At 63.8% G+C, this 26,961-nt stretch carries 25 protein-coding genes; 19 read left to right on the forward strand and 6 right to left on the reverse strand.

All coding sequences use genetic code 11. The features are described 5' to 3' along the window. Positions 1 to 13 precede the first annotated feature (13 nt). From iolG to ACR3EK_RS16160, 10 genes are all read left to right on the forward strand, one after another. On the forward strand, positions 14 to 1,027 hold the full coding sequence (gene iolG / locus ACR3EK_RS16115) for an inositol 2-dehydrogenase (RefSeq protein WP_480633895.1): 1,014 nt from the start codon (positions 14 to 16) through the stop codon (positions 1,025 to 1,027). 122 nt (positions 1,028 to 1,149) lie between these two features. Further along, entirely contained in the window at positions 1,150 to 2,070 is a 921-nt protein-coding gene (locus tag ACR3EK_RS16120; protein WP_170343203.1) for a sugar ABC transporter substrate-binding protein, read from the forward strand. 62 nt (positions 2,071 to 2,132) lie between these two features. Continuing rightward, entirely contained in the window at positions 2,133 to 3,239 is a 1,107-nt protein-coding gene (locus tag ACR3EK_RS16125) for an ABC transporter permease (protein ID WP_480633896.1), read from the forward strand. 1 nt (position 3,240) lies between these two features. Next, positions 3,241 to 4,062, forward strand: a complete 822-nt coding sequence (locus ACR3EK_RS16130) for an ATP-binding cassette domain-containing protein (protein ID WP_093963708.1) — start codon at positions 3,241 to 3,243, stop codon at positions 4,060 to 4,062. A 158-nt stretch (positions 4,063 to 4,220) separates the two neighbouring features. Continuing rightward, the gene (gene iolD, locus ACR3EK_RS16135) at positions 4,221 to 6,053 is read left to right on the forward strand and encodes a 3D-(3,5/4)-trihydroxycyclohexane-1,2-dione acylhydrolase (decyclizing) (protein WP_480633897.1); all 1,833 of its coding nucleotides are present in this window, start codon (positions 4,221 to 4,223) and stop codon (positions 6,051 to 6,053) included. After that, positions 6,050 to 6,949, forward strand: a complete 900-nt coding sequence (gene iolE / locus ACR3EK_RS16140; protein ID WP_480633898.1) for a myo-inosose-2 dehydratase — start codon at positions 6,050 to 6,052, stop codon at positions 6,947 to 6,949. The genes iolD and iolE overlap by 4 nt, the downstream gene beginning before the upstream one ends. A gap of 43 nt (positions 6,950 to 6,992) precedes the next feature. Beyond that, positions 6,993 to 8,174 carry a phytanoyl-CoA dioxygenase family protein gene (locus tag ACR3EK_RS16145; protein ID WP_480633899.1) on the forward strand — a complete coding sequence of 394 codons (1,182 nt, stop codon included), beginning with the start codon at positions 6,993 to 6,995 and terminating at the stop codon, positions 8,172 to 8,174. A 43-nt stretch (positions 8,175 to 8,217) separates the two neighbouring features. Continuing rightward, a complete protein-coding gene (gene iolB / locus ACR3EK_RS16150) occupies positions 8,218 to 9,024 on the forward strand; it encodes a 5-deoxy-glucuronate isomerase (protein WP_480633900.1) in 807 nt (268 codons plus the stop codon). Next, a complete protein-coding gene (locus tag ACR3EK_RS16155) occupies positions 9,021 to 9,779 on the forward strand; it encodes an SDR family NAD(P)-dependent oxidoreductase (protein WP_480633901.1) in 759 nt (252 codons plus the stop codon). The genes iolB and ACR3EK_RS16155 overlap by 4 nt, the downstream gene beginning before the upstream one ends. Before the next feature lie 90 nt (positions 9,780 to 9,869). After that, complete coding sequence (locus tag ACR3EK_RS16160) at positions 9,870 to 10,286, forward strand: VOC family protein (protein WP_480633902.1); 417 nt, start codon at positions 9,870 to 9,872, stop codon at positions 10,284 to 10,286. Between the two features lie 42 nt (positions 10,287 to 10,328). Here the strand turns inward: ACR3EK_RS16160 and ACR3EK_RS16165 are convergent, their stop codons facing one another. From ACR3EK_RS16165 to ACR3EK_RS16175, 3 genes are read right to left on the reverse strand one after another with little or no spacing between them, the layout of a single operon-like run. After that, complete coding sequence (locus ACR3EK_RS16165) at positions 10,329 to 11,168, reverse strand: class II fructose-bisphosphate aldolase (protein ID WP_480633903.1); 840 nt, start codon at positions 11,166 to 11,168, stop codon at positions 10,329 to 10,331. Continuing rightward, complete coding sequence (locus tag ACR3EK_RS16170; protein WP_480633904.1) at positions 11,165 to 12,001, reverse strand: 5-deoxy-glucuronate isomerase; 837 nt, start codon at positions 11,999 to 12,001, stop codon at positions 11,165 to 11,167. Before ACR3EK_RS16170 ends, ACR3EK_RS16165 begins: the two co-directional genes overlap by 4 nt. Positions 12,002 to 12,010: 9 nt before the next feature. Next, positions 12,011 to 13,015, reverse strand: coding sequence for a PfkB family carbohydrate kinase (locus tag ACR3EK_RS16175; RefSeq protein ID WP_480633905.1), 1,005 nt, complete (start codon positions 13,013 to 13,015; stop codon positions 12,011 to 12,013). A 96-nt stretch (positions 13,016 to 13,111) separates the two neighbouring features. Between ACR3EK_RS16175 and ACR3EK_RS16180 the strand changes: the two genes are divergently transcribed. Both ACR3EK_RS16180 and ACR3EK_RS16185 read left to right on the forward strand, forming a co-directional pair. Beyond that, positions 13,112 to 14,215 (forward strand): Gfo/Idh/MocA family protein, encoded by a 1,104-nt coding sequence (locus ACR3EK_RS16180; protein WP_480633906.1) that lies wholly within the window; start codon positions 13,112 to 13,114, stop codon positions 14,213 to 14,215. 43 nt (positions 14,216 to 14,258) lie between these two features. After that, positions 14,259 to 15,392, forward strand: a complete 1,134-nt coding sequence (locus tag ACR3EK_RS16185; protein WP_480633907.1) for a Gfo/Idh/MocA family protein — start codon at positions 14,259 to 14,261, stop codon at positions 15,390 to 15,392. Here the strand turns inward: ACR3EK_RS16185 and ACR3EK_RS16190 are convergent, their stop codons facing one another. Beyond that, the gene (locus tag ACR3EK_RS16190; protein WP_170343223.1) at positions 15,393 to 16,391 is read right to left on the reverse strand and encodes a LacI family DNA-binding transcriptional regulator; all 999 of its coding nucleotides are present in this window, start codon (positions 16,389 to 16,391) and stop codon (positions 15,393 to 15,395) included. It abuts the gene before it with no gap. Between the two features lie 245 nt (positions 16,392 to 16,636). On the opposite strand from ACR3EK_RS16190, the gene ACR3EK_RS16195 reads away from it, so the two are divergent. Both ACR3EK_RS16195 and amaB read left to right on the forward strand, forming a co-directional pair. Beyond that, positions 16,637 to 17,743, forward strand: a complete 1,107-nt coding sequence (locus ACR3EK_RS16195) for a saccharopine dehydrogenase family protein (RefSeq protein WP_480633908.1) — start codon at positions 16,637 to 16,639, stop codon at positions 17,741 to 17,743. A 17-nt stretch (positions 17,744 to 17,760) separates the two neighbouring features. Continuing rightward, positions 17,761 to 19,260 carry an L-piperidine-6-carboxylate dehydrogenase gene (gene amaB / locus ACR3EK_RS16200; protein WP_480634043.1) on the forward strand — a complete coding sequence of 500 codons (1,500 nt, stop codon included), beginning with the start codon at positions 17,761 to 17,763 and terminating at the stop codon, positions 19,258 to 19,260. Between the two features lie 44 nt (positions 19,261 to 19,304). On the opposite strand, the gene ACR3EK_RS16205 is transcribed toward amaB, so the two are convergent. Next, complete coding sequence (locus tag ACR3EK_RS16205; RefSeq protein WP_480633909.1) at positions 19,305 to 20,882, reverse strand: DUF5928 domain-containing protein; 1,578 nt, start codon at positions 20,880 to 20,882, stop codon at positions 19,305 to 19,307. Between the two features lie 143 nt (positions 20,883 to 21,025). Here ACR3EK_RS16205 and ACR3EK_RS16210 point away from each other — a divergent pair, with 143 nt between their 5' ends. Then, a complete protein-coding gene (locus ACR3EK_RS16210; protein WP_170359822.1) occupies positions 21,026 to 21,844 on the forward strand; it encodes a sulfotransferase family protein in 819 nt (272 codons plus the stop codon). A gap of 200 nt (positions 21,845 to 22,044) precedes the next feature. On the opposite strand, the gene ilvD is transcribed toward ACR3EK_RS16210, so the two are convergent. Beyond that, positions 22,045 to 23,877 carry a dihydroxy-acid dehydratase gene (gene ilvD, locus ACR3EK_RS16215; protein WP_480633910.1) on the reverse strand — a complete coding sequence of 611 codons (1,833 nt, stop codon included), beginning with the start codon at positions 23,875 to 23,877 and terminating at the stop codon, positions 22,045 to 22,047. A 105-nt stretch (positions 23,878 to 23,982) separates the two neighbouring features. Here ilvD and ACR3EK_RS16220 point away from each other — a divergent pair, with 105 nt between their 5' ends. The 4 genes from ACR3EK_RS16220 to ACR3EK_RS16235 all read left to right on the forward strand — a co-directional run bounded on the left by ACR3EK_RS16220 (position 23,983) and on the right by ACR3EK_RS16235 (position 26,957). After that, positions 23,983 to 24,546: a helix-turn-helix domain-containing protein gene (locus ACR3EK_RS16220; protein ID WP_480633911.1), complete on the forward strand. Its 564-nt coding sequence runs from the start codon at positions 23,983 to 23,985 to the stop codon at positions 24,544 to 24,546. A gap of 22 nt (positions 24,547 to 24,568) precedes the next feature. Further along, positions 24,569 to 24,838, forward strand: a complete 270-nt coding sequence (locus ACR3EK_RS16225; protein WP_170510287.1) for a CBU_0592 family membrane protein — start codon at positions 24,569 to 24,571, stop codon at positions 24,836 to 24,838. 80 nt (positions 24,839 to 24,918) lie between these two features. Further along, a complete protein-coding gene (sseA, locus tag ACR3EK_RS16230) occupies positions 24,919 to 25,773 on the forward strand; it encodes a 3-mercaptopyruvate sulfurtransferase (RefSeq protein WP_170365657.1) in 855 nt (284 codons plus the stop codon). Next, positions 25,773 to 26,957, forward strand: coding sequence for an amino acid aminotransferase (locus ACR3EK_RS16235; RefSeq protein WP_480633912.1), 1,185 nt, complete (start codon positions 25,773 to 25,775; stop codon positions 26,955 to 26,957). The genes sseA and ACR3EK_RS16235 overlap by 1 nt, the downstream gene beginning before the upstream one ends. Positions 26,958 to 26,961 lie beyond the last annotated feature (4 nt).

The following is a 26,961-nucleotide window of genomic DNA, read 5'->3' on the forward strand; positions in this document are numbered from 1 at the left end:
CCCAGAGGTCACAATGCTCAGAATCGGATTGCTTGGAGCAGGGCGCATCGGAACCGTCCACGCGCAAGCCATTTCGGACCACCCGGACAGCACGCTTGTTGCAGTTTCGGACGCAATGGAAGACGCCGCCGCACGTCTGGCGCAAGCTCATGGAGCCGTAGCGCGCACGTCGGAGGACATCATCGCCGACCCGGATATCGACGCGGTGCTGATCGCCACGCCGACGGATACGCATTCGGACCTCATCGAGGCAGCGACCGCCGCGGGCAAGGCCGTTCTGTGCGAAAAGCCGGTCGATCTGGACTTGAACCGCGCCCTTGCCTGCCAGCAAGCCGTGGCAGGTACCGGTCAACCGGTCATGATCGGGTTCAATCGGCGTTTCGATCCGGGCTTCGGCGCATTGAAATCCGCCGTTCAGTCTGGCGAGATCGGAAGCCCCGAATTGCTGTCGATCACTTCTTTTGATCCGGCGCCGCCCCCGATTTCCTATGTCAAAGTATCGGGCGGATTATTTCGGGACATGACGATACATGATTTCGACCTCGCCAATTTCATCATGGGTGACGTACCAGTCACTGTTTCGGCCGTTGGCACATCAACCGTGGACCCGGCCATCGCAGAGGCGGGGGATGTGGACACAGCCGTCGTCACCATGACCTACAAGGATGGTCGGATCGCCGTCATCAAGAATTCTCGCCGGGCCGTATACGGCTATGACCAACGGGTCGAGGTGTTGGGGTCCGGCGGGCTGCTGCAGGCGCGCAACGTGCTCGAGAACAACCTGGTGAAATCCACGGCCGACGGCGTGATCAGCGCCAAGCCGACCTACTTCTTCCTCGAACGCTACATGCCTGCCTATAGGGCGGAATGGGATGCGTTCGTGACTGCGGTCAAGACCGGATCCGCTGTGCCGGTGACGTTGGAAGACGGCGTCGCAGCGCTGGCCCTGGCCGAAGCTGCGACCAAGTCGGCCAGGACCGGTATTCCGGCAAAGCTGGAGGAAATTTTGAAACCGGTTGCAAAATGACGTGAAGTATTGAAACTGAAACGGCCCCGATGCGTATCGGTGCGACAGAGATTCGGCCTTGCCGGATGAATGGGTCCAGGACCCGGACAAGACAAATATCTGTCCTAGTGGGAGGAAACGTAATGAACAAATTTTTCAAAGGTGCTTTGGCCGCCGGCGCGCTGGCGCTGGCCACTCCGGCCTTTGCGCAGGACATCGTCGTGGTATCGCACGGCCAGGCGAATGACGCGTTCTGGAACGTGGTCAAGAACGGGGTCGAGCAGGCCGGCACGGATATGGGCGTAAACGTCGAATACCGCGCGCCCGAAACCTTCGACATGGTTGCCATGTCGCAGCTGATCGACGCTGCCGTGAACCAGGAGCCCGACGGGCTGATCGTCTCGATCCCGGACGCCGACGCGCTTGGCCCCTCGATCGAACGCGCGGTCGCCGCAGGCATCCCGGTGATCTCGATGAACTCGGGCTCGGACGTGTCCAAGAAACTGGGCGCGGCGCTGCATGTCGGCCAGGATGAGTTCGACGCCGGCAAGGCCGCCGGTGAGAAGCTGGCCGAAATGGGCGGCAAGAACGCGATCTGTGTGAACCACGAGGTCGGAAACGTCGCGCTGGACCTGCGCTGCGCGGGCTTTGCCGAAGGCTTTGGCGGCAACGTGACTGTTCTGCCCACGTCGAACGACCCGTCCGAGATCGAGTCGAAAGTGTCGGCGGCTCTGGCTTCGGATGAAAGCGTCGATACCGTGATGGCGCTGGGAGCAAGCTCGGCCGGTGAGCCCACAGTGGCCGCCGTCAAAGGGTCGGGGCGCGACGTGAACGTGGCCTCGTTCGACCTGTCGGCCAACTTCCTGCAGTCGATCGTCGATGGTGACGCGGCCTTTGCCGTGGACCAGCAGCAGTATCTGCAGGGTTACCTGCCGGTCGTGTTCATGGCGCTGAACGCCAAGTACGGCCTGATGCCGGGCGGCAACGTGCCCTCGGGTCCGAACCTGATCACCGCCGACAAGGCCGGTCAGGTGGTCGAGCTGTCCGCTCAGGGCATCCGCTGATACCGGCGGGCTGAAAATCGGGGCGGCGTCAGGGCGCCGCCCCTGCCAAACGGGAGGAAACCATGACCGAGTCTGCACAAGCGGCGATGGACGAACGGATCAAGAAGGAACCGTTCCTGACCAAGCTGATGAAGCGGCCCGAACTGGGGGCCATCGCAGGGGCGATCCTTGTCTTCATCTTCTTCGCCATCACGGCCGATGAATCGATGTTCACGCTTGCCGGCATCATGAACTTCATGACCCCGGCCGCCCAACTGGGTATTCTGGCCATCGGCGCGGCGCTGCTGATGATCGGGGGCGAGTTTGACCTGTCGATCGGCTCCATGGTGGCCTTTGCCGGCCTGTTCTTCGGGGTCTGCGTGGTGACCTGGCAGCTGCCCTTGGTGGCCGCGATCCCGATGACTTTTGTTTTTGCCGCCTTTGTCGGGGCAATCAACGGCACCATCGTCATCCGCTCGGGTCTGCCATCCTTCATCGTGACGCTGGCGTTTCTGTTCATTCTGCGCGGCCTGTCTCTGGTGGGGCTCAAGGCCGCCACCGGCGGATCGACCCAGCTGCGCGGCGTGCGCGATCAGGTCGAAAATGACTGGCTCGCGCCGTTCTTTTCCGGCGAAGCCTTTGCCAGCCTGTTCACCTGGCTGGCCGAAAAAGGCTTGATCGACACGTTCAAAAGCGGCGCGCCCAAAGTGCCGGGTGTCCCGGTTGAAATCCTGTGGTTCGTGGCCTTCGCCATTGCCGCCACCTATGTTCTGCTGCGCACCCCGTCCGGCAACTGGATCTTCGCCTCGGGCGGCGACCGGGTTGCGGCGTCGAACTCGGGCGTGCCGGTGAACCGGGTCAAGATTTCACTGTTCATGCTGACTGCCTGTTGTGCCGCACTGGTGGCGATCATCACCGTGATCGACGCAGGCTCGACCGATGCGCGGCGCGGCTTCCAGAAGGAATTCGAGGCGATCATCGCCGCGGTGATCGGTGGCTGTCTGCTGACCGGCGGGTATGGATCGGCCATCGGAGCATTCTTCGGGGCGATCATCTTTGGCATGGTGGTCATCGGCCTGACCTATACCGATTTCGATCAGGACTGGTTCCAGGTGTTCCTGGGGGCGATGCTGCTGATCGCTGTTCTGTTCAACAACGCGATCCGCAAACGCGTAACCGGGGAGCGCTGACATGACCGAAGACACCAAGTTCCATCACGGCGACGCGGTCAAGGACGTGGCCCCGGTCGTCGAAATGAAAGAGATCGAAAAGCATTTCGGCAACATCATCGCGTTGGCGGGCGTCAGTTTCGACGTCAAGCCGGGTGAATGCCACTGCCTGCTGGGTGACAACGGGGCGGGCAAATCGACCTTCATCAAGACGATGTCGGGCGTGCACAAACCCACCAAGGGCGAGATCTATTTCGAAGGTCAGCCGATGTCCTTCGACACGCCCCGCGACGCGATGGAGGCGGGCATCGCCACCGTGTTCCAGGACCTGGCGATGATCCCGCTGATGAGCGTCACCCGCAATTTCTTCATGGGGCGCGAGCCGACCAAAGGGAAAGGCCTGTTGAAACGGTTCGACATCGAGCACGCCAACGAGGTCTGCATGGAAGAGATGCGCAAGATGGGCATCAACCTGCGTGGCCCCGATCAGGCGGTAGGCACCCTGTCGGGGGGCGAGCGCCAGACCGTGGCGATTGCCCGTGCGGTCTATTTCGGCGCCAAGATCCTGATTCTGGACGAACCGACCTCGGCGTTGGGCGTGCGGCAGACATCGAACGTGCTAGCCACCATCGACAAGGTGCGCCACCAGGGCATCGGCGTGGTCTTCATCAGCCACAATGTCCGGCACGCGTTGGCCGTGGGCGACCGGTTCACGGTTCTGAACCGCGGCAAGACGCTGGGCACCGCCCGGCGCGGCGAGATCTCGCCCGAAGAGCTGCAGGACATGATGGCCGGCGGGCAGGAGATGGCCGAGCTGGAAGGGTCGCTGGGCGGTACCGTCTGAAGGTTTCTCCCCGGTGTCCCGTATCGTGCGGGGCACCAATATCACCAGGGTCCGGCAGGCCGGGCCACCCGGTCTGGGTGGTGGGCGTGTCGGATCCTTTCACGACAGAATGATTGCAACGGATTGCCCATAGCGGCCTCGTTCTGAAAGGGATCATGATGAGCAAGACAATCCGACTGACCGCGGCGCAGGCCTTGGTGCGCTACCTTGGCGCGCAGATGAACGAGAACGGCGAGCCCTTCATCGCCGGTGTCTGGGCGATTTTCGGCCATGGCAACGTGGCCGGTCTGGGCGAGGCGCTGCACGGTGTACGCGACAGCCTGCCCACCTATCGCGGTCACAATGAACAGACCATGGCCCATTGCGCGATCGCCTATGCCAAGCAGATGCGGCGCAGCCGCGCCATGGCGGTCACCTCGTCGATCGGGCCGGGGGCGACCAACATGGTGACGGCCGCCGCGCTGGCCCATGTGAACCGCCTGCCGGTGCTGCTGTTGCCCGGCGATGTGTTCGCCAGCCGTGGCCCCGACCCGGTGCTGCAACAGACCGAGGATTTCACGGATGGCACCGTCAGCGCCAATGACTGTTTCCGCCCGGTCAGCCGCTATTTCGACCGGATCACCCGGCCCGAACATCTGCTGACCGCTCTGCCGCGCGCCTTCCGCACCATGACCGACCCGGCCAATTGCGGGCCGGTGACCCTGGGCTTTTGCCAGGACGTGCAGGCCGAGGCCTATGACTATCCGCTCAGCTTCTTCGAGCCGCGCATCTGGCACCAACGTCGCATCCGCCCCGACGCAGGCGAGCTGGCCCGCGCGGCCGACGCCATCCGGTCGGCCAAACGCCCGATCATCGTGGCCGGCGGCGGTGTCCATTATTCCGGCGCGACCGACGCGCTGCAGGCCTTTGCCGAGACCCACAGCATTCCTGTTGCCGAGACGCAGGCCGGCAAGTCGGTCCTGGCTTGGGATCACCCGCTGAACCTGGGCCCGGTTGGCGTGACCGGAGGTGAGCCCGCCAACACCGTGTGCGCCGAGGCGGATCTGATCCTGGGCATCGGCACGCGGTTTCAGGATTTCACCACCGGGTCCTGGGGGCTGTTTTCCAACCCCGAGCGCAAAATGGTCTGCCTGAACACCGCCGCCTATGACGCCGCGAAACACGGCGCGATGCCGCTGTTGGCCGATGCGCGGGTCGGGATCGAGGAATTGGGCGCGGCCCTTCAGGGCTATCGCGCCGACCCGGTTCCCGACACGCTCAAGGCCGAGTGGTTTGCCAAGGTCGATGCGCTGACCCATGCGCCGGGTGACGCCAACGCGCTGCCCACCGACATGCAGGTGGTGGGTGCGGTACAGCGCGCGGCACATGACGACACGGTGGTGATGTGCGCCGCCGGCACCATGCCGGGCGAGCTGCACAAGCTGTGGAAGGCGCCGCGTCCGGGGGCCTATCACATGGAATACGGCTTCAGCTGTATGGGCTACGAGATTGCCGGCGCCATGGGCATCAAGATGGCCCAGCCCGATCGCGACGTGATCTGTTTCACCGGGGACGGCACCTACATGATGGCCAACTCGGAAATGGCGACGGCGGCGATGATGGGCGTGTCCTTCACCGTGGTGATCACCGACAACCGGGGCTTTGGCTGCATCAACCGGCTGCAGATGGGCACCGGCGGGGCCGAGTTCAACAACTTGCTGGACCATGCGGTGCACGAGACGCCCTCGGCCATCGACTTTGCGGCCCATGCGGCGGCGATGGGGGCGACCTCGGTCAAGGTCGGCTCGATCGCCGAGCTGGAAGAGGCGCTGGCAAAGCGTGCTGAAGTCAAAGGCCCCTATGTGATCGTCATCGACACCGACCCGTACCCCTCGACCGAATATGGCGGCACGTGGTGGGAAGTGGCGGTGCCCGAGGTCAGCACCCGCCCTGCAGTGAAAGAAAAACGTGCGGCCTACGAGGCTGCCATCAAGGAAAGAAACACCAAATGAGCGTGAAGATCGGCATCTCTCCGATTGCGTGGCAAAATGACGACCTGCCCGACCTGACGGCGGCGTTCACGATGGAACAGGCCCTGAAAGAGGCGCGTCAGATCGGCTATACCGGGGTTGAGCGCGGGCAGCGCATGCCCGCCGATACCGCAGGCCTGCGCGCCTATCTGGAAGGCAACGACATCGCCCTGTGCGGCGGCTGGTGTTCGGGCAATTCGCTGATCAACGATTTCGCCGCCGAACGCGACGCGGTGCGCGCGCAGGTCGAACAGTTCGTGGCGTTGAACAGCCCCTGCATCGTCTATGCCGAATGCTCGAACACGGTTCAGGGCCAGATCGGCACCCCGGTCAATGACCGCCCGCAGCTGTCGAAAGACGAGATCAAGGCCTACGGCGCCAAGATCACCGAACTGGCCAAGTGGATGGCCGATCAGGGCATGCCAATGGCCTATCACCACCACATGGGCACGATCATCGAAAGCGAAGATGACGTGAACTGGCTGATGGACGGATCCGGGCCGGAGGTGAAGCTGTGCTTTGACACCGGGCATCTGCTGTTTGGCGGCGGTGATGTGCTGGCCACGCTGAACCGCTGGGGCGACCGGGTGCATCATGTGCATTTCAAGGATATCCGCCCCGGCATCGTGCGCGACACCCGCGGCAACCGGCGCAGTTTCCTGGATGCGGTGATCGCAGGGGCCTTCACGGTGCCCGGCGATGGCTGCATCGATTTTCAGGAGGTCGCCCATGCGTTGAAAGCCATGGATTACGAAGGCTGGATCGTGGTCGAGGCCGAGCAGGATCCGGCCAAGGCGCCGCCCTATGAATACTCGAAGATGGGCTATGACCACATCGTCGAGGTCTGCGGTCAGGCCGGATTGACGATCACGGCCTGATCTTTCGCGCCCCCGGGGCGCCGCCATGGGAAAGGAGCGTTTCATGGTTCGTCAGCAACCCGGTTTCGCCGGCTATTTCGGCCCCGAGTCCTGTGATCTGGATGAATTCACGGTGCTGACCTCGCAGAGTCTGCGGCCCGAGCAGGTGCCCCACGCTGCCGCGGTGGAAAAGAACGTGCCGATCTATGACATGCACGCGCTGCGCCCCGCCTTGGAAACGCCCGACGCCCGGCGCGCCCTGCTGGCCGAATGGGGTTGGGTTCTGGGCCGATCGGCCGGGGTGATCGCGCTGAAAGGCGCCTATGCCGATGCCGCGGTCATCGACCGGGCGACCGAGGTGTTTCGCCGGATCATCGAAGATGAGCGTCAGGCCGGGGGCGGCGAAGGTGATCACTTTGCGGCTTCGGGCGCGAATGACCGGGTGTGGAACGCGTTGCAGAAGCAATGCCTGCGCGACCCCGAGGGCTTTGCGCACTATTTCGGCAACACGGCGATTGCCGCCGCCTGCGAGGCCTGGCTGGGCCCCGACTACCAGATGACCGCGCAGATCAACCAGGTGCGGCCTGGCGGCAAGGCGCAGCAGGCGCATCGCGACTATCACCTGGGGTTCCAGACCGCCGACAAGGCGGCGCAGTTCCCGGCGCATGCCCATATGGTCACCGCCGCGCTGACCCTGCAGGGCGCGGTTGCCCATTGCGACATGCCCGTTGAGAGCGGCCCGACCAAGCTGTTGCCCTTCTCGCAGCTGTATGGCCCCGGCTACGTCGCGTTCCACGACGACGCGCATCGGGCGCATTTCGAACAGGCCTGCATCCAGTTGCCGCTGGCCAAGGGCGATGCGGTGTTCTTCAACCCTGCGCTGTTTCATGCCGCCGGCAAAAACAGCAGCGCCGACATCCACCGGATGGCCAACCTGTTGCAGGTTTCGTCGGCCTTCGGGCGCGCGATGGAGGCGGTGGACCGCAAGGCGATGTGTCTGGCCGTATTCCCGGCACTGATGGCGTTGAAACAGCGCGGCGATTTGGATGATGCCCGCATCGGCGCCGCAATCGCGGCCACCGCCGAAGGCTATCCCTTTCCGACCAATCTGGATACCGATCCGCCGGTGGGCGGAAACGCTCCGCCCAGCCAGGCCGACATCCTGCGCCGGGCGGTGTCGGAAAGTTGGACGCAGGCACGGTTGGAACAGGCGCTGGACGCGCTGCAGTCGCGGCAGGCGGCATGACGGAACCCGGGCGGCCGGTGCTGCCCCAACACAGGTGAAACCGATGGCAGAACTGCTGAGAAAACCGTTCGGAACCCATGGCAAGGTGCATGACATCACGCCGGCCAGTGCCGGCTGGCGCTATGTGGGCTTTGGCCTCTATCACCTGCGGGCCGGGGATCGCGCCGCCGAGGTCACCGGCGACCGCGAGGTCATTCTGGTGATGGTCGAGGGCAAGGCCCGGATCACCGGCGCCGGGCAGGATTGGGGCGTGTTGGGCGACCGGATGAACGTGTTCGAAACGTCTCCGCCCCATTGCCTGTACCTGCCCAACGGCACCGAGTGGGAGGCCACGGCCGAAACCGATTGCGTGATCGCCGTGTGCTCGGCCCCGGGCAAGGGCGGCCATGCCCCGCGCCGGATCGGGCCCGAGGGCATCACCCTGACCGAGCGCGGCAAGGGAACGAACACGCGCCACATCAACAACATCGCGATGGAGGCCGAGGATTACGCCGACAGCCTTCTGGTGACCGAAGTCTTCACCCCCAGCGGTCATTGGTCATCCTACCCCAGCCACCGGCATGACGAGGATGACTATCCCCGCATCACCTATCTGGAAGAGACCTATTATCACCGCCTGAACCCAGCCAGCGGCTTTGGCATCCAGCGCGTCTATACCGATGACGGTCAGTTGGACGAAACCATGGCCGTGTCCGATGGCGATGTGGTACTGGTGCCGCGCGGGCACCACCCTTGCGGGGCGCCCTACGGGTTCGAGATGTATTACCTGAACGTCATGGCCGGGCCGCTGCGCAAATGGCGTTTCGTTCCGGCGCCCGAAGTGGAATGGATTATGGAGCGCGACAAATGACCAAGGCCTTTGCCAACTATCCCAGCCTGAAAGGGCGCACCGTATTCGTGACCGGCGGGGCATCGGGCATCGGGCGTGAGATCGTGCGTGGCTTTGCCGAGCAGGGGGCCAAGGTCGGTTTTGTCGACATCAACGCCGAGGGCGGCAACGCGCTGCTGGCCGAACTGGACGGAACCCACGCCTTTGCCGCCTGCGACCTGCGCGACATCGCGGCGCTGCGGTCGGCATTCGAGGAACTCGCCGACGCGCTGGGCGCGGCGGACGTTCTGGTCAACAACGCCGCGCATGACGACCGGCACGACTGGCGCGAGGTGACGCCGGACTATTGGGACGAGCGCATGGCGACCAACCTCCGCCACATGTTCTTTGCCATCCAATCCGTGGCGCCCGGCATGATCGACAAGGGCGCGGGGTCGATCATCAATATCGGCTCGAATTCCTGGTGGGAGGCCGGGGCGGGCTTTCCCGCCTATGCCACCGCGAAATCCGCAGTGCACGGCCTGACCCGCACCATGGCGCGGGAACTGGGCGATCATCGGATCCGGGTCAACACGGTCGTGCCCGGCTGGATCATGACCCAGCGCCAGAAAGACCTGTGGGTCACACCCGAGGCGCTGGCCAAACAAATCGACCGCCAATGCCTGCCCGACCCGATCGACCCGGTCTATGTGGCGCGGATGGTGCTGTTTCTGGCCTCGGACGACGCGGCCATGTGCAGTGCCGGGAACTTCATGGTCGAGGGCGGCTCGATCTGACGATCATGGGGTCGTTCCCGTCCGGAATGGATGTGCGTCGATACGCTGGGGCCGGTTGACGGATCGACACCCGGCAAGGAAAGATGCGGGATGATTTCCTATGTCACGGTCGGCGCAGACGACATCGCGCGTGCAAAACGGTTCTACTGCGCCTTTCTGCCGGATCTCGGCTATGCGTTGGAAGAGGGTCCCGAGGGGCTGAGTTTCGCCCTGCCGGTGCCGCCGGGCCAGCAACCGGTTCTGCCGGAATTTTATGTCAAACCGCCTTTTGACGGGGCCGCGGCCTCGGCCGGGAATGGTGCGATGGTCGCGTTCGAGGCGCGCAATCAGCAGCAGGTGTGCGACCTGCACGCCGCCGCGCTGCGGGCCGGCGGGTCTGACGAAGGCCAGCCGGGCTTTCGCGCCATGTACGGGCCGCGTTTCTATGTCGGCTATCTGCGGGACCCACAGGGCAACAAGATCGCCCTGTTTTCCAGCAATCCAAACGAACCGGGGCGCAACGACTAGGGCCCGCCAGCGCATTTTGCGGTATGGCATAGGTCGGAGCGGTTAGCGCTGCGGCGGCGCACCAAAGGCGCGGATCACGGTGCGGGCGGCGGCCTCAACCGGGTCATGGGTTTCCTTCAGGATCGTCACCCGGTCGAACCGGTCGGGGTCGCGATTTACGGCCACGCGCAGGGCGGCGCCGAAGGCCATGCGCAGCTCGGTCCCGATGTTGAACTTGCAGATCGCGGTTTCACGCGCCAGCCGCGCGCGCTGTTCCACGGGCACGCCCGAACCGCCATGGATCACCAGCGGCACGTTGGTCACGGCCTGAATCCGGCGGATGCGGTCCTCGTCCAGTCCACCTTCCTTGTTCTGCTGCAGGTGGACGTTTCCGACCGAGATCGCCATCGCGTCCACGCTGGTCTGGGCGGCGAAGGCGGCTGCCTCGTCCGGGTCGGTCCCGGCCGAGCCTTCGCCCCCGGAATACCCGACGAAGCCGATTTCGCCCTCGCACGAGATCCCGGCGGCGTGGGCCATTTCGGCAATCCCGGCGGTCTCGTCGATATTCTGCTGCAGGGGCTTGCGCGATCCGTCGAACATCAGCGAGGTGAACCCGCTGTCCAGCGCGATCTTGCACTCCTCGAACGTATAGCCGTGGTCCAGATGCGCCACGACGGGCACCGAGGCGTTTTCGGCCAGATACCGGAACATCTTGCCCAAGATCGGCAGCGGCGTGTGTTCGCGGCAGCTGGGGCCGGCCTGCAGGATCACCGGGGCGTTCTCGGCCTCGGCCGCGGCGACATAGGCGCGCATGTCCTCCCAGCCCAGCGTCACCAGGCCGCCGACGGCATAGCCCTGTTCATAGGCGGGTTGCAGGACGTCTTTGAGCGTAACGAGGGTCATTTGAACTTGGCGATCATGTCTTTGATGCCCGGGATCGTCTCGATCTGATAGGCATGGGTGGGTTGGAAATACTGCACCAGCGATCGTTGGGTCAGCCCGCCGAGGATGGTGAAGTAATACATCTCGTATCCCGGCAGAACGCAGCAGGGGTGATAGCCCTTGTCGATACAGATCGTGGAGCCATCGACGATGTGATAGGCGTCACCCGGTTCGTTGTCCTCGCGCTGCAGCATCTGCAGGCCCGAGCCCCAGTTCGGTTTGAAACGGAAATTGTAGGTCTCGTCATGCCGGGTCTCGTCCGGCAGGCGGTTGGTGTCGTGCTTGTGGCTGGGAAAGCCCGACCAGCCGCCCTGACCCACGGTGAACAGCTCGCTCACCAGCAGGCGGCCGACCTTGTCATGCTGCTTCTGGCCCAGGATATGCTTGATCTTGCGATGGGTCTTGGTGTCGTCGCTGCCATATTGCACCAAGTCATGCTCGCGCACGTCGAACGGGTCCAGCACCTTGTCATACTTTGCGCCGGCCACGAACACCTCGGCCGTATCCGAGACGCAGACCATCTGCGCCCGTGCCCCTGACGGGACATAAACCCCCTCGGGCTCGCCATCCCAGACATCCTCGCCCCGGTTGCCCAGATGGGCAAAGTGCACGCCCTCGACATCCACATCGACGCTGCCGGTGGCGGGCACGATGCAGGTCTCGTACCCTGGGACCTGGTATTCGAAGGCTTCGCCGCGCTTCAACTTGACGATGTTGAAATAGTTCAGCGGCACGGTCGGATCATCGACATCGACGATGGGTTTGTTCTGGTTGTCGAACGGGGGGATGTGCATCGGGCTCTCCTATCCGGCCGGGGTGGGGCCGGGGTGGGACGCAAGGAAAGCGTCCAGGTCTTCGGTGGTTGGCATGGCGGGCGCGCAGCCTGGTTTGGACACGACGATCGAGGCGCAGGCCGAGCCGCGCAACACCGCCTGTTCCAGCGAATGGCCCGCCGCGACCGAGGCCAGCAGCCCGGCCATGAAGCTGTCGCCCGCGCCGTTGGGTTTGACGGCGGTGACCGGGTAGATGCCGGTGTGGATCTCTTGCCCGTCGGTTAAGGTGACGGCGCCCTTCTCGCCCATCTTGTAGATGACGATGCGGCCGGGTTTCTCGGCCAGATCGCAGGCTTTCCGGAAGCCTTTCTCGATCCCGCCGGCCATGAAACCGAACTCTTCGTCATTGCCGACGATCATGTCGCTGGCCTCGCCCGCGCGCGACAGCACGTTGGCGGCGACCTGCGCCGAAGGCCAGCTGTAGGGCCGGTAGTCGATGTCGAAGATCACCGGCAGCCCGGCCTTGCGCGCGTTTTCGAAGGCGCGGAAGGTGGCGCTGCGCGACGGTTCGGCGGCAAACACGGTTCCGGCCGAGATCGCCGCGCTGAAACGGCCATAGTCGACCCGGTCCATGTCATCTTCGGTGACCTGAAAATCGACGGCGCCGTTTCGGTAGATGACGTTCTGAAAGTCCTCGATGCAGCTTTCATAGACCGCCAAGGACATGCGGTATTCACCGCCGACGACGCGGATGAAAGAGGTGTCGACACCATAGTGATGCAACTTGTTGAGGCAGAACCGCCCAACCGCGTCATCCGAGACGGAGGTGATCAGCGACGCCTGGCTGCCCAGCTTGACCAGACCCGCGCAGATATTCGCGGACGAACCGCCCAAGTCCGCGCGGAACATGTCGGCATGTTCGCTTTTGACACCGACCGGATCGGCGAACATGTCCATGCCAGCGCGCCCGAAAACGGCAAACCGGTTTCCTTTGATGCCGTCGATCAAGTGACTCAAACTGTACCTCCCAGGCATTTTGATCCCGCCGATCCGATGGACCTTGCATTGGATCGATTCTCACGATACTGATTTTGCAACCGGTTGCAATCAGTATGTTCGGAGCCGCCCAAAATGCCAGAAATCGGAATTGGAATCGTCGGAGGCGGCTATATGGGCAAGGCCCATTCGGTGGCCATGTCCGCCGTGGGCGCCGTGTTCGACACCGCGCTCAGACCGCGGCTCGAGATGATCTGCGCCTCAAGCCCCGACAGCGCCGAACGCTATCGTGCCGCCTATGGGTTCCGCCGTGCCACGGCCGACTGGCAGGCGCTGGTCAATGACGCGGCGGTCGAGGCCGTCGTGATCGCCTCGCCCCAGTCCACGCACCGGCAGATCGCCGAGGCGGCGCTCGCACTGGGCAAGCCGGTGCTGTGCGAAAAACCGCTGGGCGCGTCGCTCGAGGACAGCCGTGCCATGGTGGCGGCGGCCGAGGCCTCGGGCACCGTCAACATGGTCGGGTTCAACTATATCCGCACCCCGGCCAGCCAGTTTGCACGCCAGTTGATCGCCGACGGCGCGATTGGCGACATCACATGGTTCCGCGGTGAACATACCGAGGATTTCTATGCCGACCCCGAGGCCCCGGCGACCTGGCGCACGACCGGCATGGCCAACGGCACCATCGGCGATCTGGCGCCGCACATGGTCAATGGCGCGCTGGCTCTGGTGGGGCCGATCGCGCAGGTCATGGCCGATGTGGAAACCGTTCACCACACCCGCCCGGGCGGTGCAGTGACCAATGACGACCACGCCCAGATGATGTGTCGGTTTGAAAACGGCGTCATGGGGAACCTATATTTCAGCCGCATCGCGACCGGCCGCAAGATGGGTTATGCCTACGAGATTTCGGGCACCAAGGGCGCGATCCGGTTTGACCAGGAGGATCAGAACGCCCTGTGGCTCTATCGCCGCGAAGGCCCCGAGGCCCAGCGCGGTTTCACCAAGATCCTGACCGGTCCGGAGCATCCCGATTATGAGCCCTTTTGCCAGGGTCCCGGCCACGGCACCGGATATCAGGATCAGATCATCATCGAAGCCAAGGATTTTCTGACCGCCATTCATTCCGGCCGGAGCAACTGGCCCACCTTCCGGGACGGGCACGAGGTCAACCGGGTGCTGGCGGCGGCGCTGGCCTCGGCCGACAGTCGCGGCTGGCAGGACGTCGGCGCGTTCTAGGCCCGGCACGTTTTCCAACATCGTTCGCAGAGAGACCAAGACCATGGCAAAGTTGAAATGGGGCATGATCGGGGGCGGAGAAGGCAGCCAGATCGGACCCGCCCACCGTCTGGGCGCACAGGCCGACGGCCTGTTCGAATTCGCCGCCGGCGCGCTGGACCACCGGCCCGAGGCGGGGCGCACCTATGCGCAGCGGCTGGGTGTGCCCGCCGACCGCGCCTATGGCGACTGGCAGGAAATGCTGGCCGGCGAAAAGGACCGGCCCAACCGGATCGACCTTGTAACCATCGCCACCCCGAACGCCACCCATTTCGAGATCGCCAAGGCGTATCTCGAGGCCGGGTTCAACGTGCTGTGCGAAAAGCCGATGACCATGACCGTGGAAGAGGGCGAAGAGATCGTGCGCGTGGCCCGGGAGTCGGGTAAGATCTGTGCGGTCAACTACTGCTATTCGGCCTATCCGATGGTGCGGCAGGCCCGCGCCATGGTCCGCGCCGGCGAGATCGGCAAGGTGCGCCTGGTCGTCACCAATTTCAGCCACGGCCACCATGGGGACGCCACCGACGCGGACAATCCGCGCGTGCGCTGGCGCTATGACCCGGCCATGGCGGGCGTGTCGGGGCAATTCGCCGATTGCGGCATCCACGCGCTGCACATGGCCAGCTTCATCTGCGATGACGAGGTCGCGACGCTGTCGGCCGACATGGCCTCGACCATTCCCAGCCGCCAGCTGGAGGACGACGCCATGGTCAATTTCCGGATGGAGGGCGGCACCGTGGGCCGGTTGTGGACCTCGTCCGTGGCGATCGGGCGGCAGCACGGGTTCGACATCCAGGTGTTCGGCGAGACCGGCGGGCTGCGCTGGGCGTCCGAACACCCCAACCAGCTGATCTATACCCCGGTCGGTGGACGAACCCAGATCATCGAAAAGGGCGAGGGCGGCCTGCATGAAGACGCGGTGCGCCTGTCGCGCGTGGCGATTGCCCATCCCGAAGGCTTTCCGCTGGCCGTGGCCAATATCTATTGCGATCTGGCCGACGCGATCCGGGGCGAACCGCGCGATGGGCTGCCCAACGCCGCCGATGGCGTCCGCTCGATTGCCGCGGTGCACGCAGCGGTGGCCTCGGCCCGGGCCGAGGGCGCCTGGCAGGACGCGCGCCCGCCGATGTTCCGTTGATCAGGGGCGGGGCCGCAACGTGCCCCGCTCGATCACCCGGCAGGGGAAGATCCGCGCCTCGGGGTAGCGATCGGGCGTTTTCAGCATCTCTTCGACCAGATCGACCGACGCGGTGATGATCTGCTTGATCGGCTGATGGATGGTCGTCAGGTTGATGTATTCCCAGCGCGACATCTCCATGTCGTTCAGGCCGATGATCCCGATGTCGGAACCCGGTTTCAGCCCGTGGTCGGCCAGCGCCGACAGCGCACCGATCGACAGGATGTCGTCGCCGCAGAAATAGGCCTGCGCCGGGTCACCCGCCAGCAGGCGCAGCATCTCGGCCCGGCCGGCCTCGAAGGAGTAGGCCCCGGCGAAAGAGTGGCTGACGGGAACCTGTGGGTGGTTTGCCATTTCCTCGGTAAAGCCCCGTTGCCGGTCCCGTGCCGAGGTCGCATCGATCGGCCCGCCCAGATAGCCCACGCTGGCATAGCCTCGCGAGACCAACTCGCGCGCGGCCATGCGTCCGCATTCCACATTGTCGATGCCCACCACATGCACCTCGGGCGAGGTCGCCGAGCGCCCGAAGGTGTGCACCACCGGCACGCCGGCATCGTGGAACGCCTTGGCAAAGCTGGGCGGCAAGGTCGACGAGGCGACGATCACCGCATCCACCGAATATTGCCGCAGCATGCGCACGGAATTGGCGGGCTCGGTCTCGTCGGTCAGGTTCACGATCAGGGGGCGCAGCCCGCGTTCCTGCAGGGCGCGGGTGAACTGGTCGAAAACCTCAAGAAAGATGGGGTTGTGGAAGTTGTTCGAGATCAGCCCGATCAGCTTGGTCCGCCCCGTCGTCAACGACGAGGCCAGCGCGTTGGGGCTGTAGCCCAGTTCCTTGGCGGCCTTTTCCACTTTGGCGCGGGTCTTGGCCGAGACCGAGGCGCCCGGCGTGAAGGTGCGCGACACCGCCGACCGCGACACCCCGGCCAAGGCCGCAACTTCCTTCAGCGTAACGCCCACTTGCCTGGTCTCCTTCGTGAGGTCGATCGGGTCTGTTGAATGTCGCATCATTGCAAAAATGGTGCAATCGGTTGCAAGGCATTTCCACCCCTGACGTCAGGTTCCAAGACGCTGCGGCCGTGATCCGACATTATGATTCAACTTTCGTCATTATGGCGGAAAAGCCGCCCGTTTCGTCAACTCGATTGCTGTGCCCGGACGGCGGCGCGGTCATACTGGAACCAGAGCAGAGGAGGAGGCGCGCAATGAGTTGGAACATCTGCGTCGTCGGGGCCGGAAAGATCGGACAGATGATCGCCGCCCTGTTGAAGAAATCGCACAATTATACCGTAACCGTGGCCGACCATGACCTGACGGCCTTGTCGGCGTTGAACAGGCAGGGCATCACCACCCGCCAGATCGACGCGGGCGACGAAGCCGGGCTGGCACAGGGGCTTGCGGGGTTCGATGCGGTGATCTCGGCCGCACCGTTTTTCCTGACGCCTGCCATCGCCAAGGCGGCCAAGGCCGCGGGTGCGCATTATTTTGACCTGACCGAGGATGTCGCCGCGACCAACGCCGTGCGCGAACTGGCCCGCGACAGCGGCACCGCCTTCATGCCGCAATGCGGATTGGCCCCGGGTTTCGTCGGCATAGCGGGAGCCGCACTGGCGGCCGACTTCGACACGCTGGACAGCCTGCACATGCGGGTGGGCGCGCTGCCGCTCTATCCGACCAATGTGCTGAAATACAATCTGACCTGGTCCACCGATGGGCTGATCAACGAATACTGCAACCCCTGCGACGCCATCGTGAATGGCGAACGGGTCAAGACCGCGCCGCTCGAGGATTACGAGATCATCGGCCATGACGGTGTGGAATACGAATGCTTCAACACTTCGGGCGGCCTGGGCACCTTGCCCGAGACGCTGGCCGGCAAGGCGCGGGCGGTGTCCTATCGCTCGATCCGCTATCCCGGCCATCGCGACATCCTGAAGCTGCTGTTGACCGATCTGGGCCTGGGCCAGCGCCGCGACCTGTTGAAGGACATCTTTGAAACCGCGCTGCCGCGCACCGATCAGGATGTGGTTCTGGTCTATTGCACGGCCAAGGGCATGATCGACGGGGCCCTGCGCGAGAAATCCCTGATCAACAAATCCTTTGCCCGCACCATCGACGGCCAGGTCTGGAGCGCGATCCAGATCACCACCGCCGCCGGCGTTCTGGGCGTGGTCGACCTGATGCGCACCGGCGCGCTGCCCACCCAAGGCTTTGTCCGGCAAGAGCAGGTCGGGCTGGATGACTTCCTGAACACCGAATTCGGCCAGCTGTACCGCGCTGGCGAAGTGACCCCCCAGAACAAGGCGGCCTGAACATGAAAGACGTAGTCATGACTGCAGAACACACACTCGAAAAACTGGGCCTGACGGCAGCCGAGCTGACCGGCGGGACGCTGGAGGTCCGCTCGCCCATCGACGGGCGCGTGCTGGCGCGGGTGCATGAAACACCCGTTGCCGACATGGATGCGGTCTTGGCCCGCGCCACGGCGGCCTTCAAGGCTTGGCGCACCGTGCCCGCCCCGCGCCGGGGCGAGCTGATCCGCCTGCTGGGCGAGGAATTGCGCGCTGCCAAGGAAGACCTGGGCGCGCTGGTCAGCTGGGAGGCCGGCAAGATCACCTCGGAAGGTCTGGGCGAAGTGCAGGAGATGATCGACATCTGCGATTTTGCCGTGGGCCTTTCGCGGCAGCTCTATGGCCTGACCATCGCCTCGGAACGCCCCGGCCACCGGATGATGGAGACCTGGCACCCGGCCGGTCCGGTCGGCGTGATCTCGGCCTTCAACTTCCCGGTCGCGGTCTGGTCGTGGAACGCGGCGCTGGCGCTGGTCTGCGGCGACCCGGTGATCTGGAAACCGTCCGAGAAAACGCCCCTGACCGCGATGGCCTGTCAGAAGATCTTTGAAAAGGCCGTGGCCCGGTTCGGCGATGCGCCCGACGGGCTGCTGCAACTGCTGATCGGCGGTGCCGATCTGGGCAAGACGCTTGTGGCCAGCGAGGCGGTGCCGATCATTTCGGCTACCGGCTCGACCCGGATGGGCCGCGCGGTCGCACCGATCGTGGCGCAGCGGTTCGGCAAATGCATCCTGGAACTGGGCGGCAACAACGCCATGATCGTGGGCCCCTCGGCCGATCTGGAAATGGCGGTGCGGGCCATCGTGTTTTCGGCCGTGGGCACCGCGGGTCAGCGCTGCACCACGCTGCGGCGGCTGATCGTGCACAACTCGATCCGCGCCGATCTGGTTGCGCGGCTGAAAAAGGCCTATGCCGGTCTGCCCATCGGTGACCCGCTGGCCGAAGGCACGCTGGTCGGGCCGCTGGTGGATGAGGCCTCGGGTCAGGCGATGGAGGCCGCACTGAAGGCGGCAGAGGCCGAGGGCGGCACCGTCTTTGGCGGCAAGCGCGTGACCGACGGCGTGCCCGAGGGCGGTGTCTACATGCAGCCCGCGATCGTCGAAATGCCGGGCCAGACCGAGATCGTGAAGACCGAAACCTTCGCGCCGATCCTCTATGTCATGGGCTATGACGGTTTCGACGAGGCGCTCGAGATGCAGAACGACGTGCCGCAGGGCCTGTCGTCTTGCGTGTTCACGCTGAACATGCGCGAGGCGGAACAGTTCCTGTCGCCCGCCGGGTCCGATTGCGGCATCGCCAACGTGAATATCGGCCCCTCGGGCGCCGAGATCGGTGGCGCGTTCGGCGGTGAGAAGGAAACCGGTGGCGGACGCGAAAGCGGCTCGGATGCCTGGAAGGGCTATATGCGGCGCCAGACGAACACCGTGAACTATTCGGCCGAATTGCCATTGGCGCAGGGCGTGAAGTTCGACATCTGAAAACCCGGCCCGGCGGCATAGTGCGGCCGGGCCAACACTTTCGTTCAGTCCGTGAACAGGTAGTCAAGCTGCATGATTGACTGGGCGGTTTCCTCCGAAACCCCAAGGAATCCTGCGATCGCGGCCACGTTCTCGGCCGGGTCAGCGGTTTCGCGCAATCGGAAGAACCTCTCGATCCCAGCACCGCGCAGCTGTTCGGAATCATAGGCCAGATCGCCGCGTATCGTCGGTAACAGGCGTTCGACGGTTGCGGCTGGGCTGTTTTCTCCGGCCAACCCGACCCTGTGGGCGTGGCCAACAAGATACGCGTCTGAATAAGTGCACTCGATTTCAAGCACATGGGTGCGCGCCTTGTCCGAGCAGAAATCCTGTACGATATCCAGACTGGCGGGATCGAGGCAGATCAGCAACCGGTCGGTGCCGAAGTGATCATACAGCATCCGGGTGACCGCCCTGCGATGCCGGGATCGTTTGACCAGCGTGGTCTCCAAGCCCCCCAGATCGGGCAGCGGGGCGGCCTCCTCGTTGAACAGGTACTCGGTGCAGGGCAGGTTGGTCTCAGAGGCGATCTGGTCGATCAGCCGCTTGGCTACATGCCACTTCTTGCAGACGATCATGTACAGATCGCGATCGGCGCCCAGCGTGTTGGCGGTTTCCCAGAAGCGGGGTGCATACCGGCGTCCCACGCGGCCACGGCCGGTCAGAAATCCGTGCAGATTCCGACCCTCGTTCGAGATCTGGAACGCGACCCCTTCGCTGGCATAGAGCGCACCCAATTTCTGCTTCAGCAACTGCGCCTCGGGGCTGATCTTGCGGGCGAACAGGTAATCTTGCGTCAGCAGCAGGTCGTAGTGATCGTTGTAAAACGTCACCGGCATCCCGTAGTCCGAGAACATCAGGAAAGTCAGCGTACGGTTTTCGATTTCGGTTTTCGGGATCAGGTGGCGCACGAGGGTCTGAAAGAACGTCTCGTCCGGAATCCAGGTGGTCGAGAAAAAACGGACCACGTCCCGACGCTGGCGCAGGAAATCCAGGATCATCTCGATTGTCCGTCGGCGCAGGCACCACCACTGGCTGCCGATCATGATCTGGAGATCCTCCGGGATCTCGCGGGTCAGGCCGAGACGTTTCTGGGCCTCGTAGGCGGCATAGAACAGTTTGCTCTGCGTGCGCTCGTTGAAATAGTGACGGTAGATCAGCCGGTCTTCCTTCATGCCGGTCTTGATCCAGTCGCTTTCGAAAAAGTCGTGGCTTTCGATGAAATCCTTGTCGGTTTCATCCAGAAACCGATGCGCATATTCCGCGGTCTTTATCGCCATGCAGTCGCCCGACAGCATGTAGAAATGGGTCGCTCGCGGGAAGGCCTCGACCGCGGCTTGCACCGCGTTCAGTGTTGCCTGCACCAGAGACCATTCCCCCCAGCCACATTTGATCCGTCTGGCCGCGAAGGTCAGATTGGGATTGCTTTTCAGGGCCGTCTGGATCCGGTCAAAGTCCTGTGCGGATGCGCTGGCATCGAAATGGATGGCCATGCAGTCCCCTGCGGCCGTCAGCCGTTCGGCCTGTGCGATAATCGCGTCAGGGTCTTTGTGACACAGCAGAATGTAGGCGATCTTGGCCATTGGCGTTGCATGAAGTCCGTTACTGCCCGGTTCCAACCGTGATACTGAGGATGAGCGATTGAATAAACAGAATATTTTTGCTTCTCTGGCGTCAAAAGCTGGCGCATCACCTTGAGACTCGGCCGGCTAAGGAGGCATGGCAGATGGGATTTCCCGGTACATGGATGACCGAAAGCGAAAGCATGGTCTATCGCGTCGTGCCCAAATGCGCCTGCTCGACCATCGGGCAGATCATGTATTACTCCGATCACGGTCGGTTCTTTGACGGCGATATCCACGACGCCAAAGACGGGATGCACAAATGGGCGTTTGACCACAGCCAGGATGTGATCTCGGCCAATGTGCGCGGGCACAAGTCGTTCGCCTTCACCTGTGTGCGCAACCCCTACACGCGGATCCTCAGTTCGTTCTTCGACAAGATCTGCGGCATTCAGCGCAACGGGAAACGGTACCGGGGCAATCTGGTGCCGACGCTGATCTACAATTACGGGATCGAGGTCGGGGGCGAGGACGGCAAGGGCGAATTCGACCAGATTGCCAGTTTCCGCCGGTTTCTTCTGTTTGCCCGCGACACGATCCGTTGGCGGCGGCCAATGGACCCGGACATTCACTGGTCGGCCATGTCGGGGCATGTGTCGACCTTCATCGTGAATGGCGGACGCTATGACCGGGTTTTCTGGACCGAGAAATTCAACGACGGGATGCAAGGCGTGCTGGACGCGCTGGAAACCCCGCATCCCGTGACCCTGTCCGAAATTCCGCGCTTCAACGAATCCGAGGGCCACGGCCCCAAACGTGCGCACCCGGTCGAGGACTATTTCGACGACCTGTCGATGCACCTGGTCTATGAGATCTACAAACAGGATTTCGAACTGTTCAAATACGATTTCGAGAACCCGGCCAACAAGATGCCGACAGGTGAAATCGACCTGGATGAGATTCACGCCAAGCTGGGTGATTGACCCCACAGGCAGGGGCGCTCCCGCCCATCGTCGAGGTCTCTGGCGAGACATCTCCTCTGGTTGGGCCGGGCGCCGCGCACAGCGCGGCGCCCGGCCCAAGACTGAAGGAGGCAGCGGCGCAGCCGATGGGTCCCTGTCAGGCGCGGGAGCACTTCGGTTTCAGGCAACGGACCGGCCCGCATGACGCGGGCCGTCAGCGTTCAGACCTGACGCACCGCGCCTTTTGCAGCGCTGGTGGCCAGCTTGGCATAGGCCTTCAGTGCTGTGGACACCTTGCGCTTGCGCGGTGCAGCGGGAACCCAGCCCTTTTCGTCCTGGACTTCCCGGCGGGCTGCCAGCTCTTCGTCGGACACGGCCAGGTGGATCGAGCGGTTTGGGATGTCGATTTCGATCGTGTCCCCGTTCTGCACCAGACCGATCTCACCGCCTTCGGCCGCCTCGGGCGAGACGTGCCCGATCGACAGACCCGAAGTGCCGCCCGAGAAGCGACCGTCGGTCAGCAGCGCGCAGGCTTTGCCCAGACCTTTGGATTTCAGGTACGAGGTCGGGTACAGCATCTCTTGCATACCAGGCCCGCCGCGGGGGCCTTCATAGCGGATCACGACCACGTCACCTTCCTTGACCTTGCCGGTCAGGATGTCGTTCACCGCCTGGTCCTGACTTTCGCAGACATAGGCGGTGCCGGTGAATTTCAGGATGTTCTCGTCCACACCTGCGGTCTTCACGATGCAGCCGTCGCGCGCGATGTTGCCGAACAGAACGGCCAGACCGCCATCCTGACTGAACGCATGGTCCTTGGATCGGATCACGCCGTTCACGCGGTCGGTATCCAGTTCCTTGTAGCGGTTCGACTGGCTGAACGCCTGGGTCGTGCGCACGCCACCGGGGGCGGCCTTGAACAGCTCTTGCGCTTTGGGGTTGTTGGTCACCGTGATGTCCCAGTTAGCGATGGCCTCGGCCATGCTGGCCGAATGCACCGTGCAGCAGTCGTCATGCAGCAGACCGGCGCGGCTCAGCTCGCCCAGGATCGAGAAGATGCCACCCGCGCGATGCACATCCTCCATGTGGACGTTTTCGGTGTTGGGCGCGACCTTGCACAGGCAGGGCACCTTGCGGCTCAGCCGATCCATGTCGGACATGGTGAAATCCACCCCGCCCTCATGCGCGATGGCCAGCAGGTGCAGCACCGTGTTGGTCGAGCCGCCCATGGCGATGTCCAGGCTCATGGCATTTTCGAAGGCCTCGAAGGTCGCGATCTCGCGCGGGAGGAAGCCTTTTTCGTTCAGCTCATAGTGGCGCTTGGTGATTTCGACGATGCGGCGGCCGGCCTCCAGGAACAGCTCCTTGCGGTCGGCATGGGTTGCTAGCGTCGAGCCATTGCCCGGCAGCGCCAGACCCAGCGCCTCGGCCAGGCAGTTCATCGAGTTCGCGGTGAACATGCCCGAGCACGATCCGCAGGTGGGGCAGGCGTTTTCTTCGATATGTTTGACCTGCTCGTCGGTGTATTTGTCATCGGCGGCGGCGACCATGGCATCGACCAGGTCGATCTTCTTCACATCCAGATCGGCGATGTCGATCTTGCCGGCCTCCATCGGCCCGCCCGAGACGAAGATGGCCGGGATGTTCAGGCGCATCGCTGCCATCAGCATGCCCGGGGTGATCTTGTCGCAGTTCGAGATGCAGACCATCGCATCGGCACAGTGTGCGTTGACCATGTATTCGACGCTGTCGGCGATGATCTCGCGCGAGGGCAGCGAATACAGCATCCCGTCATGGCCCATGGCGATGCCGTCATCGACGGCGATGGTGTTGAACTCTTTGGCCACGCCGCCGGCGGCCTCGACCTCGCGGGCGACCATCTGGCCCAGGTCCTTGAGGTGGACATGGCCCGGCACGAATTGCGTGAACGAGTTGACGATGGCGATGATCGGCTTGCCGAAATCGTCGTCGCCCATCCCGGTGGCGCGCCACAGGCCGCGGGCACCGGCCATGTTGCGGCCATGGGTCGAAGTTCTGGATCGGTACATTGGCATGATGCTGTTTCCCTTTTGCCCGGTTGCAAAACCGGGGGTGCGTGCGTTATAGCGCACGTAGCACATGTGCGTTATAACGCACAAGGTAAATCGCGGGACGTGGCCATGGAATCGGATGACATCACCCTGAAACTCAGAGACGTCCGTGCGGCATCGGGGCTGAGCCTGGCCAAAGCGGCCGAGTTGACCGGAGTCAGCAAGGCCATGCTGGGCCAGATCGAGCGCGGCGAATCAAGCCCCACCATCGCGACGCTGTGGAAGATCGCCAAGGGGTTCCAGATGCCGCTGAGCGCGCTGATCGGCACCAGCGCCCTGCGCGATCCGGCGGATGAGGCCCGGTTCCGCACCGTGACCTTTCCGGGCAGTCTGAAGGTCAAGATCGTCTTTCCTTTCGACCCGGTTCTGGGGGCCGAGACCTTTCACGTCGAACTGGACCGCAACCAATGCCACGAATCCCCCGCCCATGCCGCCGGCGTAACCGAGGAAGTCTTTGTGCTGAGCGGCGCGCTCGAGGTGCTGCGGAACGGCGAATGGGTGCCGCTGAGCGCGGGCCAGGGGTTGCGCTTTCCGGCCGACCTGCCGCATGGCTATCGCGCCGGGCCCGAGGGCGCGGCGTTTCTGAACATGCATCACTACGGACATCGGCCCGCCACCGCCGCGGCCGGTTGATACGGCAGAAGGAGATGACCCGATGACGGACTTCCTGAACGCCCTGACGTTGGCCGATGGCATCGGGTCCTTCGGGGCGCTGATCGTGGTCGCGGCTTATTTCGCCACCCAGATGCGGATGATGAATTCCGACGATCTGGCCTTTCCGGTGGTCAACCTGGTGGGGTCGGTTCTGATCGTCTATTCGCTGCTGCAGAACTTCAACCTGGCCTCGATGCTGATCGAAAGTTTCTGGATCGCCATCAGCTTGATCGGCATCATCCAGCATTTCCGCCTGCGACGGGCGCGATAGGGCCGCAGGGACCCGATCCAGCCTTGAACCCGCACCTTTGCGCGTATAGGGAAATCCCTGCGCGTAAAGGGGAGGCTTTGATGCTGGACGATCCAAAAACCCTGGTTTCCACCGAGTGGCTTGCCGCCCACCTCAAGGACCCGGATCTGAGGATCCTCGACGCCTCGTGGTACCTGCCGCAGCAGGGGCGCGACGCCCGCGCCGAATACGAGGCCGGACATATTCCCGGCGCGCGGTTCTTCGACATCGACGAGATATCGGACCACCGCTCGGACCTGCCGCACATGGCGCCTCCGGTCGAGAAATTCATGTCGCGCCTGCGGGCCATGGGCGTGGGCGACGGCCATCAGGTCGTGGTCTATGACGGCGCGGGCCTGTTTTCGGCCGCACGGGTCTGGTGGCTGTTCCGCCTGATGGGGCAGGAGAACATCGCCGTTCTGGACGGCGGCCTGCCCAAATGGGTTGCCGAGGGGCGCGAGATCGAGGACCTGCCCCCCGTCATCCGCGACCGCCACATGACCGTGCGCGTGCAGAACCACCTGGTCCGCGACGTGACCCAGGTCTCAGCCGCCGCCAAGCTGGCCGATCACGAAATCATCGATGCCCGCGCCGCCGACCGTTTTGCCGGATCGCAGCCCGAACCGCGCGAGGGGCTGCGGGCGGGGCACATCCCCGGTTCGCGCAACGTGCCCTTCGGACAATTGCTGAATGCCGATGGCACCATGAAATCGCCCGAGGACTGCCGCGCGGTGTTCGAAGCCGCAGGCGTCGATCTGTCGAAACCCGCCATCACCACCTGCGGGTCAGGCGTGACCGCCGCGATCCTCAGCCTTGCGCTCGAGCGCATGGGCAAGAAAGACCATTCGCTTTATGACGGCAGCTGGGCCGAATGGGGCGCCTTCCCGACCCTGCCCGTCGCAACCGGAGACTCCTGATGTTTGAAAACCTCAAGCCGCAGCCAGCCGACAAGATCCTGGCCCTGATGCAGATGTATCGCGAGGACCCGCGCGAACAGAAGATTGATCTGGGTGTCGGCGTCTACAAAGACGCCAATGGGGTGACCCCGGTGATGCGGGCGGTCAAGGCCGCCGAGCAGCGGATCTGGGAAGAGCAGGACTCAAAGGCCTATACCGGGCTGGCCGGTGATCCGGTCTATGCCGATGCGATGATCAGCCTGATCCTCGGCACCAGCGTGCCGCGCGCCAACATCGCCGCCGTGGCCACCCCGGGCGGCACCGGTGCCTGCCGGCAAGCGTTCGAGCTGATCCGCATGGCCAACCCCTCGGCCCGGGTGTTCGTGTCGAACCCGACCTGGCCGATCCACATCTCGATCCTGAACTACCTGGGCATCGAAACCGTCGCCTACCGCTATTTCGACGAGGAAACCCGTGGCGTCGATTTCGACGGCATGATCGAGGACCTCAAGACTGCCAAGGCGGGCGACGTCGTGCTGCTGCACGGCTGCTGCCACAACCCGACCGGCGCCAACCTGAACATGGTCCAGTGGCAAGAGGTGGTGAACCTGATCAACGACCGTGGTCTAGTGGCGATGATTGACATCGCCTATCAGGGCTTCGGCGACGGTCTGAGCGAGGATGCCCAGGCGACCCGGCTTGTCGCTGCGTCGGTCAAGGAATGCCTGATCGCGGCGTCCTGTTCGAAGAATTTCGGTGTCTACCGCGAGCGGACCGGCCTGCTGATGGCTATCAGCGCCGATGCCGGCCAGACCGCGCTGAACCAGGGCACGCTGGCGTTTCTGAACCGCCAGAACTACTCGTTCCCGCCGGATCACGGCGCGCGCGTGGTGACCACGATCCTGATGGATGAGGGTTTGCGCGCCGATTGGATGGCCGAACTGGAGGAGGTTCGCCTGTCGATGCTGGGCCTGCGCCGCCAGTTGGCCGACGAGCTGCAGCGGCTGAGTGGATCGGACCGGTTCGGCTTCCTCGCCCAGCATCGCGGCATGTTCTCGCGCTTGGGCGCCGCGCCCGAGCTGGTCGAGAAGCTGCGGGTCGAGTACGGCATCTACATGGTCGGCGACAGCCGCATGAACATTGCCGGGTTGAACGAGGCCACCGTGCCGATCCTGGCCAAGGCCATCATCGACGTCGGCGTCTGAGATC

This window comes from Ruegeria sp. BC8 (assembly GCF_056535705.1).